General features: G+C 77.1%; 2 protein-coding genes. Both read right to left on the reverse strand.

The features are described from left to right. Window positions 1-4,096: beta-ketoacyl synthase N-terminal-like domain-containing protein (locus ABZY91_RS39485; RefSeq protein ID WP_355408774.1), on the reverse strand; the 4,096-nt coding region annotated here is incomplete at its 3' end. A gap of 94 nt (window positions 4,097-4,190) precedes the next feature. After that, a partial coding sequence (locus ABZY91_RS39490) for an SDR family NAD(P)-dependent oxidoreductase (protein ID WP_355408776.1) occupies window positions 4,191-12,197 on the reverse strand: 8,007 nt, incomplete at its 5' end.

Here is a 12,197-nt window from a genome sequence, read left to right on the forward strand (position 1 = left end):
GCGCGGCGGCCGCCGCCGGGAGCAGCGCGGACGCGTCCGCGGGCAGGTCCAGCAGACCGAACCGGCCGGGGTGTTCGGCCAGCGCCGAACGCACCAGGCCCCAGACGCCGCTGTGCGCGAGGTCGGGGACGTCCTCGTCCGGGCCGGTGGCCACCGCCCCGTCGGTCACCAGGACGAGGCGGGAGCCGGTGAACCGCTCGTCCGACAGCCACCCCTGCAGCAGGCCGAGCGCGCGGTGCGCCGACTCGCGGACGCTCGCCGCGCCGCCGACCCGCACCAGCACCACCGGCGGGGCGTCGGTGAGCCCCGGGAGGTCGTCCGGTGCGTCGAGCAGGGTCCACCGGGCGGTGTCGACGGGGGCGCCGGCCTCGACGGGGACCCACTCCAGGCCGAACAGCGACTCGTTCCCCCGGGGGGTGCCCGGCGCGCCGTCGGCCGGGGCCGGGCGCAGCACCAGCGCGTCCACCGTGGCGACCGGCCGCCCGGCCGGGTCGGCGGCGGCCAGCGCCAGGGTGTTCTCACCGGTCGGGGTCAGCCGCAACCGCAGCGCCGTGGCGCCCGAGGCGTGCAGGGTCACGCCGGTCCAGCTGAACGGCATCCGCCCCTCGGCCGCCGGGCCCAGCCCGGTGGCGTGCAGGGCCGCGTCCAGCAGCGCCGGGTGCAGTCCGTAGCGGCCCGCCTCGCCCTGCTGACCGGCGCTCAGCTCGGCCTGCGCGAACAGGTCCCCGCCGCGCTGCCAGGCCGCCGTCAGCCCCTGGAACGCCGGACCGTAGCCGAAACCGGCCGCGGCGAAGCGCGGGTACATCCCGGTCAGGTCGAGCGGGACGGCGCCGGCCGGCGGCCACTGGTCCAGCTCCTCGCCCTCGCGGACCGCCTCGGCCGCGGACGGCGCGCCCAGCAGTCCCTCGGCGTGCCGCACCCAGGCCGCCTCCGGGTCCGCCTCGGGGGACTGCGCGTGCAGGGTGACGGGCCGCTCGCCGCGACCGTCCGGCGGGCCGACCGTCAGCCGCAGCCGTACGCCGCCCCGCTCGGGCAGCACCAGCGGCGCGCCGAGGGTGAACTCCCGCACGACCGGGCAGCCGACCTGGTCGCCGGCCCGGACCGCGAGGTCCAGGAACGCCGTTCCGGGCAGCAGCACCGAGCCGCGTACGGCGTGGTCGGCCAGCCACGGGTGGGTGCGCAGCGAGAGCGAGCCGGTGAAGACCACGCTGTCCTGGTCGGCGAGCGTCACCATGGCGCCCAGCAGCGGGTGCCCGGCGGTTTCCAGGCCCGCCGCCGCCAGGTCGCCGGGCGCCGCCGAGACGTCGTCCAGCCAGTAGTCCTCGCGCTGGAAGGCGTAGGTCGGCAGCTCCACCGGCGCCGCCGGGCGACCGCCGAAGACGGCGTCCCAGTCGATCGGCACCCCGCGCAGCTGGAGCTCCCCCAGCGAGGCGAGCAACCGGGCCGGGCCGCCCTCGCCGCGGCGCAGCGTGCCCAGCACGCAGGCGTCCGCGCCGGCCGCCTCCGCGCTGTCCTGGATCGCGGGGGTGAGCACGGGGTGCGGGCCGCCCTCCAGGAAGACCTGGTAGCCGTCGGCCAGCAGGGCCCCGGTGGCGGCCTCGAACTCCACGGTGCGGCGCAGGTTGCGGTACCAGTACGCGGCGTCCAGCCCGGCGGTGTCCAGCGGGGCGCCGGTGACGGAGGAGTAGAACGGCACCCGGCCCGCCCGCGGCGTGATGCCCGCCAGCTCGCGCAGCAGCTCCTGCTCGACGGCGGCGACCTGCGGGCCGTGCGAGGCGTAGTCCACCGGGACGTCCCTCGCCCGCTCGCCCGCGGCGGTCAGCTCGGCCGTCAGCTCGGCGAGCGCCCGCGGCTCGCCGGACACCACGACGGCGGACGGCCCGTTCACCGCGGCCAGCGCCAGGCGCTCGCCCCACGGCTCGATCCGGGCCCGGACCTGCTCGGCGGGCAGCGCGACGGAGAGCATCCCGCCCTGCCCGGCGAGCGCCCGCAGTGCCCGGCTGCGCAGCGCGACCACCTTGGCGCCGTCCTCCAGGCTCAGCGCGCCGGCGACGACGGCGGCGGCTATCTCGCCCTGGCTGTGGCCGACCACCGCGGCCGGTTCGACGCCGTAGGACGCCCAGACGGCGGCCAGGGAGACCATCACGGCGAAGAGCAGCGGCTGCACCTCCTCCACCCGCTCGACCGGCTCGCCCGAGCGCAGCAGCTCCACCGGGGAGCGCTCCGACCACGGGGCGAGCGCCGCCGCGCAGTCGGCCATCCGCCGGGCGAAGACCGGTTCGCGGTCGAGGAGTTCGATCGCCATGCCGGCCCACTGCGTGCCCTGTCCGGGGAACACCATGGCCAGCGCGCCGCCGGTCCCCGCCCGGCCGCGCAGCAGTCCGGGCGCCTCCTCGTCGGCGGCCAGCGCCGCGAGCCGCTCCAGGAAGCCGTCCCGGTCCTCCGCGACCAGCACCGCGCGGTGGTCCAGGGCGGCGCGGGTGGTCGCCAGTGCGTGCCCGACCTCCGCCGGGCCCGCGTCGGGACGCTCCAGCAGGTGTGCGCGCAGCCGCTCGGCCTGGGCGCGCAGTGCGGGCGCGGTGTGGCCGGAGAGCACCCAGGGCAGCGGGCCGCGGGTGCGCGGCGCCGGGCCGTCGGCGTGCGGGCCGTCCGCGTGCGGGTCCGGGGCCGGGCCGTTTGCGTGCGGGTCCGCGTCCGGGGCGGGCGTTTCGAGCGGCGGCGCGGCCTCCAGGATCACGTGCGCGTTGGTGCCGCTCGCCCCGAAGGAGGAGACCCCCGCTCGGCGCGGCCGGCCGGTCCGGGGCCAGTCCCGTGCCTCGGCCAGCAGCTCGACCGCGCCGGCCTCCCAGTCGACCTGCTCGGTGCGCCGCTCGGCGTGCAGGGTCGGCGGGACGATGCCGTGCCGCATCGCCAGCACCGTCTTGATCACCCCGCCGACGCCCGCCGCGGCCTGGGTGTGGCTGATGTTGGACTTCAGCGAGCCCAGCAGCAGCGGCCGGTCCGCCGGGCGGTCCTGCCCGTAGGTGGCGAGCAGCGCCTGGGCCTCGATCGGGTCGCCCAGCGGTGTGCCGGTGCCGTGCGCCTCGACCGCGTCCACCTCGGCCGCCGTCAGGCCCGCGTCCGCCAGCGCCGCCCGGATCACCCGCTGCTGGGAGGGGCCGTTGGGCGCGGCGATGCCGTTGCTGGCACCGTCCTGGTTGACCGCCGAGCCGCGCACCACGGCCAGCACCGGATGGCCGAGCCGCCGGGCGTCGGAGAGCCGCTCCAACAGCACCAGCCCCACGCCCTCGCCGAAACCGGCACCGTCCGCCGCGTCCGCGAAGGGCTTGCACCGGCCGTCCGGGGCCAGGCCCCGCTGGCGGCTGAAGCCGACGTACAGGCCCGGCGTGGACATCACGGTCACCCCGCCCGCCAGCGCCAGGCCGATCTCACCGGCCCGCAGCGCCTGGCAGGCCAGGTGGATCGCCACCAGCGAGGACGAGCAGGCGGTGTCCAGGGTCACCGCCGGGCCCTCCAGACCCAGCGTGTACGCGATCCGGCCGGAGGCGATGCTCGGCACGCTGCCGGTGCCCAGGAAGCCCTCCAGCTCGGCCGGGACGCTGCGCAGCCGGGCCGCGTACTCGTTGTACATCACCCCCGCGTAGACGCCGGTGGCGCTGCCGCGCAGGGTGTGCGGGTCGATGCCGGCCCGCTCGACCGCCTCCCAGGAGGTCTCCAGGAGCAGGCGCTGCTGCGGGTCCATGGCCAGCGCCTCGCGCGGGCTGATCCCGAAGAAGCCGGGGTCGAACGCGGTCGCGTCGTGCAGGAAGCCCCCCTCGCGGGTGTAGAAGCTGCCGGGGGTGTCGGGGTCGGCGTCGAAGAGCCCCTCGATGTCCCAGCCGCGGTCGGTGGGGAAGCCGGAGACCGCGTCGCGCTCGGCGAGCAGCAGCTCCCACAGGTCCTCCGGCCCGCGCACCCCGCCGGGGTAGCGGCAGGCCATCGCGACGATCGCGATCGGCTCGCCGGCCCGGTCGGTCAGCCGCCGGTTCTCCTCGCGCAGCCGTTCGTTGGCGAGCAGGGAGGCGCGCAGGGCCTCGACCACCTCGTCGGTCTGCATGGTCTTCTGCTCCCTCTCGGACGTCGGCCGCGGGTCGGCCGGTGGTACGGGTGCCGGTGGTACGGGTGTCGGCGGGATCGCCGCCGGGGGGCTGTCAGGCACGGTCGCCGTCCATCGCGAGGCGGACGAGGTCCGCGACGTCCATGGCGCGGATCGCCTCCTGCTGTCCGGGATCCCCGTCGGCCGGGTCGGCGGCGTCCGGGTCGGCGTCCGGGTCGGGCTCGGCGGACGCCGGCTCGGCGAGCGCCAGCAGGCTGTCCAGCAGCCCGGCCGAGCGCAGCCGCTCCAGCGGGACGGCGGCCAGCAGCCGGCGGACGTCGGCCTCCCCGCCGTCCGGGGCACCGGCCCCGGACGGCGCCGGGACGGCGGGCAGCAGCCGCTCGGCCAGGTGGTCGGCCACCGCGGCCGGGCTCGGATAGTCGAACACCAGCGTGGCGGGCAGCCGCAGGCCGCTGGCCGCGTTCAGCCGGTTGCGCAGCTCCACCGCCATCAGCGAGTCGAAGCCGACCTCCTTGAACGCCCGGTCCGGGTCGACCGCCTGCGGGCCGTCGTGGCCCAGCACCTCGGCGACCCGGGCCCGGACCAGCTCGACGAGGGCGGTCAGGCGCTCGTCGGCGCCCATCACGGCCAGCCGGCGCCGGAGCGAACCGGCCTCGGCCGCGTCGTCCCCGGCGGCGATCCGCCGGGGCAGTGCGCGCACCAGCGCCCGGAACAGCGCGGGGACACCGGCCGCGCCGGTCTGCGCCCGCAGCTTCCCGAGGTCCAGCTTGACCGGCAGCAGCAGCGCCCGGGCCGAGCCGAGCGCGGTGTCGAACAGCGCCAGGCCCTCCTCGGCGGAGATCGCCGCCACCCCGCCCCGGTCGAGCCGGCGCAGGTCCGTCTCGTCCAGCCGGCCGGTCAGGGCGCTGCGGGGCTCCCACAGGCCCCAGGCGAGCGACTGCCCGGCCAGTCCGGCGGCCCGGCGCTGCTGCGCCAGGGCGTCCAGGAAGGCGTTGGCCGCCGCGTAGCTGCCCTGGCCGGCGCTGCCGACCGTGCCGGAGGCGGAGGAGAAGAGGACGAACGCGGACAGGTCCAGCCCGCGGGTGAGCTCGTGCAGGTGGAGCGCCGCGTCGACCTTCGGCCGCAGCACCGGGTCGATCCGCTCTGGGGTCAGCGACTCGACGACGCCGTCGTCCAGCACGCCGGCCGAGTGCACCACGGCGGTCAGCGGGTGCTCGGGCGAGACGCCCGCGAGCAGCTCGGCCACCGCGGCGCGCTCGCCGAGGTCGCAGGCCGCCACCGAGGCCCGCGCGCCGAGTCCGGCCAGTTCGGCCGCCAGCGCCACCGTCGCCGGGTCGTCCGTGCCCCGCCGGCTCGCCAGCAGCAGGTGCCGCACACCGTGCGCGGTCACCAGGTGCCGGGCGACCAGCGAACCGAGCACCCCGCCCGCGCCGGTCACCAGGACGGTGCCGCTCTCGGCGGGCGTGAAGGCCGCAGGTTCGGCCGCCGGTACGCGGGTCAGCCGGGCGGCCAGCACCGTGCCCCGGCGCAGGGCCAGTTGGGGCTCGTGACCGGCGGCGAGCGCGGGCAGCAGGGCGGGCAGCGCGGCCGGGTCGTCGGTGTCCACCAGCACGAACCGGTCCGGGTGCTCGGACTGCGCCGAGCGGACCAGTCCGCGCACCGCCGCCGCCGCGAGGTCGGCGACGCCCTCGGCCTCGTCGACCGCGACGGCCGCCCGGGTGGCCAGCACCAGGGTCGACTCGGCGCGGTCCTCGTCCGCCAGCCAGGTCTGGAGCAGCCGCAGGGTGTGGGCCAGCGCGGCGCGGACGCCCGCCGGGTCCTGTCCCGCCGGCGCGCAGTGCACCAGAACACCTGCGGGCGCCGCGGCGGCCGGCGGCAGCGCCGCGCCCAGCTCGACCGCCGCCCAGTCCGCGGCCGGCGCGGCGGCCGGCTCCAGGGCGACCTGCTGCCAGTCCAGTTGGAAGAGCGAGTCGCCGGCCGGTCGCGCGGCGCGCAGCGCGGCCAGCTCGACCGGGCGGATCACCAGCGACTCGACCGAGGCCACCGGGCGGCCGGTCGGGTCCGCCACCGTGATCGCCACCGAGCCGGTCGCGTCGTAGGAGAGCTTCACCCGCAGCACGGTGGCGCCTGCCGCGTACAGCCGCACGCCGGTCCAGGCGAACGGCAGCCGTGCCGTGCCCGGCTCCTCCTGCTGGTCGGCGCCGTCCTTCGGCACCAGCCACAGGCCGTGCAGCGCGGCGTCCAGCAGGGCCGGGTGCAGGCCGAACGCGGCCGCCTGGCCGTGCTGGTCCTGGGGCAGCCGCACCTCGGTCCAGACCTCGTCGCCGCGTCGCCAGGCGGCGGTCAGGCCCCGGAAGGCGGGGCCGTAGCCGTAGCCGAACGACTCGAAGCGCTCGTACAGGCCCTCCACCGGGACGGGCTCCGCGCCGGGCGGCGGCCACGCCTCCAGGTCCTCCTCCGGAGCGTTCGCCGGCGGTGGGGTGGTGAGGGTGCCGGTGGCGTGGAGGGTCCAGGTGGTGGTGTGTTCGGGGCGGGAGGAGATGGTGACGGTGCGGTGGTGGGTGGTGTCGGGGGTGGTGATGCGGATCTGGAGGTGGTGGGGGGTGGGGTCGGGGAGGGTGAGGGGGGTGTGGAGGGTGAGTTCTTCGAGGTGGGGGGTGTCGGTGTGGTGGGCTGCCTGGAGGGCGAGGTCGAGGAAGGCGGTGCCGGGGAGGAGGACGGTGTGGTTGACGGCGTGGTCGGCGAGCCAGGGGTGGGTGCGCAGGGAGATGCGGCCGCTGAGGAGGGTTTCGCCGGTGTCGGCGATGTCGACGGCGGCGCCGACGAGGGGGTGGCCGGTGGTCTCCAGGCCCGCCGCGCCGACATCCCCCGTACCGGACTGCCTCGGCTGCGCCCAGTAGGTGCGCCGCTGGAAGGCGTAGGTGGGTAGGTCGGTCCGCTCGCCCGCGTCGAGCAGGCCGCTCCAGTCGACGGTGAGGCCGGTGGTCCAGGCGTGGGCGAGGGAGGTGAGGAGGCGTCGTCGGTCGCCTTCGTCGCGGCGCAGGGTGGGGAGGGTGACGGCGGTGTCGAGGGTCTCCTCGACGGCGGGGACGAGGACGGGGTGCGGGCTGGTCTCGACGAAGTGGGTGTGGCCGGCCTCGTGGAGGGCCTCCAGGGCCTTGGTCAGCAGGACGGGTTGGCGCAGGTTGGTGTACCAGTAGGCGGTGTCGGGCGGGGTGGTGAGCCAGTCGCCGGTGACCGTGGAGAACATCGGGATGCGCGGGAGCCGGGCTTCGACTCCGGCGAGGTCGGCCAGGATGCGCCGCCGGAGCCGGTCGACGTGCGGGGAGTGCGAGGCGTAGTCGACCGGGATCGCCCGTGCCCGCACGCCGTCGCGTTCGCAGGCGGCGAGCAGTTCCGTCAGGGCGGTGCTCTCGCCCGCGACGACGGTGGTGGTGGGGGAGTTGTAGGCGGCGACGGAGATCCGGTCGGCCCAGGGCGTGAGAAGCTGCTCGGCCCGTTCGGCGGAGAGCCCGAGCGAGACCATGCCGCCCTCTCCGGCGATGGCGTCGAGGGCCTGGCTGCGCAGGGCGGAGACCCGGGCGCCGTCCTCCAGGCTCAGCGCACCGGCCACGACCGCGGCGGCGATCTCGCCTTGCGAGTGGCCGAGGACGGCGTCGGGGTGGACGCCGTGGTGCTGCCAGAGCGCGGCGAGCGAGACCATCACCGCCCACAGGGCGGGCTGGACGACATCGACCCGCTCCAGCGGCTCGGCGTCGCGCAGCAGCCGGGTGAGCGACCAGTCGACGTGCGGCGCGAGCGCCTGCTCGCACTGCGCGATCCGCTCGGCGAACGCGGGCTCGGTGTCCAGCAGCGCGGCGGCCATGCCGGCCCACTGCGAACCCTGGCCGGGGAAGACGAAGACCGTGCGCCCGTCCGAGGTGTCCCGGCCGCGCACCAGGTGCGCGGCCCCGCCCGCGAGGCCGGTCCGCAGCTGTGCGCCGTCGCCGACCAGCACCGCGCGGTGCTCGAAGGCGGTCCGTCCGGCCAGCGTCCGGGCGACGGCCGACGGGGCGGCGTCCCGGTCGGCCAGCCGTTCGGCCAGCCGGTCGAACTGGTCGTCCACGGCCTCCTCGGTGCGGCCGGAGAGCAGCCAGGCGACCGGCTCGTCCGGAGCGTCCCGCGTCACCGGCGCGGCGTCGGCGGCCGGTGCCTCCTCCAGGATCACGTGCGCGTTGGTGCCGCTCATGCCGAACGAGGACACCCCGGCCCGGGCCGGGCGGTCCGCCTGCGGCCACGGCACCGCCTCGGTGACGAGCGACAGTGCGCCGGCCGACCAGTCGACCTTGCCGGAGGGCCGGTCGACGTGCAGGGTCGCGGGCACCAGGCGGTGCTGGATCGCCAGCACCGCCTTCATCACCCCGGTGACCCCGGCGGCGGCCTGGGTGTGCCCGACGTTGGACTTCACCGAGCCCACCAGCAGGGGGAGTTCGGCCGGCCGCTGCTGCCCGTAGGTGGCCAGCAGGGCCTGGGCCTCGATCGGGTCGCCCAGCGTGGTGCCGGTGCCGTGCGCCTCGACCACGTCGACCTCGGCGGCCCGCAGGCCGGCGTCGGCCAGCGCCGCGCGGATGACCCGCTGCTGCGAGGGCCCGTTGGGGGCGGCCAGACCGTTGCTGGCGCCGTCCTGGTTGACCGCCGAGCCGCGCAGCACCGCCAGCACCGGGTGCCCGTTGCGCCGCGCGTCGGAGAGCCGCTCGACCAGCAGCACGCCGGCGCCCTCGGACATGCCCATCCCGTCCGCGGCGTCCGCGAAGGCCTTGCAGCGGCCGTCCGCGGCGAGCCCGCGCTGGCGGGAGAAGCTGAGGATCGCGCCCGGCGTGGACATCACCGCCACGCCGCCGACCAGTGCGAGCGAGCAGTCGCCGGCGCGCAGCGCCCGGGCGGCCAGGTGCAGCGCGACCAGTGAGGCCGAGCACGCGGTGTCGACGGTGATCGCCGGGCCTTCGAGGCCGAGCGTGTAGGCCACCCGGCCGGAGACCACACTGGCCGCGCTGCCGGTCAGCAGGTGGCCCTCGTTCTCCGCGGACTGGGCCACCGCGGCGGCGTAGTCCTGGTAGTTGACGCCGGTGAACACCCCGGTGCTGCTGCCGCGCAGCGCCACCGGGTCGATGCCGGCCCGTTCGAGCGCCTCCCAGGAGGTCTCCAGCAGCAGCCGCTGCTGCGGGTCCATGGCGAGCGCCTCGCGCGGCGAGATGCCGAAGAACTCGGCGTCGAAGTCGCCCGCGTCGTGCAGGAAGCCGCCGTGGCGGGTGGTGGAGGTGCCCGGCCGGTCGGGGTCGGGGTCGAACAGGGTGTCCAGCGGCCAGCCGCGGTTGACCGGGAACTCGGACACCACGTCACCGCCCTCCACCAGCAGCTGCCACAGCTGATCCGGCGTGCCGATCCCGCCCGGCAGCCGGCAGCCCATCGCGACGATCGCGATCGGCTCGTCGGGTTCGGCGGTCCGCACGCCCGGGTCGTCGGCCGCGTCGGAGCGCTCACCGAGGAGGGAGGAGCGGATCAGCTCGGCCAGCACCCCGGCCGACGGGTAGTCGAAGACCAGGGTGGCGGGCAGCCGCAGCCCGGTGGCCGCGTTGAGCCGGTTGCGCAGCTCGACGGCGGTCAGCGAGTCGAAGCCCAGCTCCTGGAAGGCCCGGCCGGCCGGCACGGCCTCCGCCGATCCGTGCCCCAGCACCTCGGCCGCGTGGCCGCGCACCAGGTTGAGGACGACCCGGGTCTGCTCGGCCTCCGGCAGTCCGGCCAGCCGCTCGCGCAGCACCGAGGCGGCCGGGGTGGCGGCCGGCGCCGCCGTCGTCCCGCCGAGCGCACGGACCTCCGGGACCCCGGTCAGCAGGCGGCTGGGCCGCACCGAGGTGAAGACCGCCGAGAACTGCGCCCAGTCCACCTCGGCCAGGGCGATGACCGTCTCGTCGTCGTCCAGCGCGTGCTGCAGCGCGGTGACCGCAGGCTCGGGGTCGATCAGCGGCAGGCCCTGGCGCTGTACCCGGTGGAAGTCGGCCTCGTCCAGGGTCTCCCGCTCGGCCCAGGGGTTGGCTGCCTTCCACACGCCCCAGTCGACGGTGGTGGCGGTCAGTCCGCGGGCGCGGCGGGCCTCGGCGAGCGCGTCCAGGTAGGCGTTGCCCGCCGAGTAGGCGGCGTGGTTGCTGCTGCCCCAGACGCCCGCGATCGAGGAGAACAGCACGAACGCGTCCAGCTCGCGGTCCAGCAGCTCGTCCAGGTGCTTGGCACCGGCGGCCTTCGCGGCGACCACCCGCTCGAAGGAGTCGACCGGGACGACGTCCAGCGGCGCCAGCTCGATGTAGGCGGCGGCGTGGAAGACGGCGGTGACCGGCTCGCCCCGCTCCTCCAGGTCGGACAGCAGGCGGGCGACCTCCTCGCGGTCGGCCACGTCGCACCGCGGCAGGCTCAGCCGGGTGCCGAGTTCGGCGAGTTCGGCCGTCAGCTCGGCCGCTCCGGGGACGTCCGCGCCGCGCCGGCCGGGCAGCACCAGGTGCTCGGCGCCGCCCCGGGCCAGCCACCGGGCGAGGTGCGGGCCGAGCGCGCCGGTGCCGCCGGTGACCAGGACGGTCCCGCGCGGTCGCCAGGCACGGCGCGGCACGGTGGGGCGCGGGGCGCGGACCAGCCGGCGGGCGTACAGACCGGCCGGGCGGACCGCGAGCTGGTCCTCGCCGGTCGCGCCGGTCAGCGCCGCCCGCACGGCGTCCAGGGCGCGCGAGTCGAGCACCGGCGGCAGGTCGACCAGACCGGCCCAGCGCGCGGAGTGCTCCAGCCCGGCGACCATGCCGGTGCCCCAGACCAGGGCCTGGTCCGGTGCGGTCAGCGGGTCGCCGACGCCGACCGACACCGCGCCCCGGGTGGCGCACCACAGCGGCGCGCCCACCCCCAGGTCACCCAGCGCCTGGATCAGCGCCAGGGTGAGCGCGGCGCCGGTGGGCAGCGCCGGGTGGGCCGGGTGCGGTTCACCGGCCGACGCGAGCAGCGACAGGATGCCGGTGAGGCCCTCGGCGCCGCCGTCGGTTTCGGCCGTCGCGGCGGCCAGCCGCTCGGCCGCGGCGGAGCGCTCCACCTCCCGCTCGCCCAGCTCGACGGTGCGCACCTCGGCGCCGTCCCGGCCCAGTGCCTCGACCAGCGCCGCCACGTCGTCCGCCGGGTGCCCGGCGGGCACCACGAGCAGCCAGCGGCCGCCGAACGCGTCGTGCGCGGGGGTGGGCAGCTGCTGCCACTGGACGCGGTAGCGCCAGGACTCCAGCGCCGAACTCTCCTGCTGCCGGCGGTGCCAGGCGTTCAGCGCCGGCAGCACCTCGCCCAGCGACCCGGCGTCCACCGCCAGCGTGCGGGCCGTCGCGGCCAGGTCCGCGTCCGCGACCAGCCGCCAGAACGCGCCGTCGTCGCCCTCGGCGCCGGTGCCGGCGGGAGCGTCGGCGCTCAACCAGTAGCGCTGCCGCCGGAAGGGGTGGGTCGGCAGCTCGATTCGCCGCCCGCCGCCGCCCGAGTACACCGCGCTCCAGTCGACCGGCACTCCGCGCACCCACAGCTCGGCCGCCGTCGTGAGCAGCCGGGGGAGGCCGCCCTCGTCGCGCCGCAGGGTGCCGGTGGCCAGCACGTCGGGCACGCCGGCCGCCGCCGCGCCGTCCAGGACCGGCAGGGTCAGCACCGGGTGCGGCGAGACCTCCAGGAAGACCTGGTACCGCTGGTCGGCGAGCGCGCGCACCCCGGTCTCGAAGAGCACGGTCCGCCGCAGGTTGGTGTACCAGTAGTCGCCGGTCATCAGGGTGGTGTCCAGCCAGTCGCCGGTCACCGTCGAGAAGAGCGGCACCCTGCTCGCCGTCGGCCGCACCCCGGCCAGCAGCCCGGCGAGCCGCTCGCGGATCCGCTCGACCTGCGCCGAGTGCGAGGCGTAGTCCACCGGGATCACCCGGGCCCGGACGCCGTCGCGCTCGCAGACCGCGACCAGCTCCGCCAGGGCCTCGTTGTCGCCGCTGACGACGACGGCGGTGGGGCCGTTGACGGCGGCGACGGAGAGGCGGTCGTGCCAGGGGGCGATGAGTTGGTGGGTGTGGTC

Source organism: Kitasatospora sp. NPDC002965 (assembly GCF_040611255.1).
Classification (GTDB): Bacteria; Actinomycetota; Actinomycetes; order Streptomycetales; family Streptomycetaceae; genus Kitasatospora.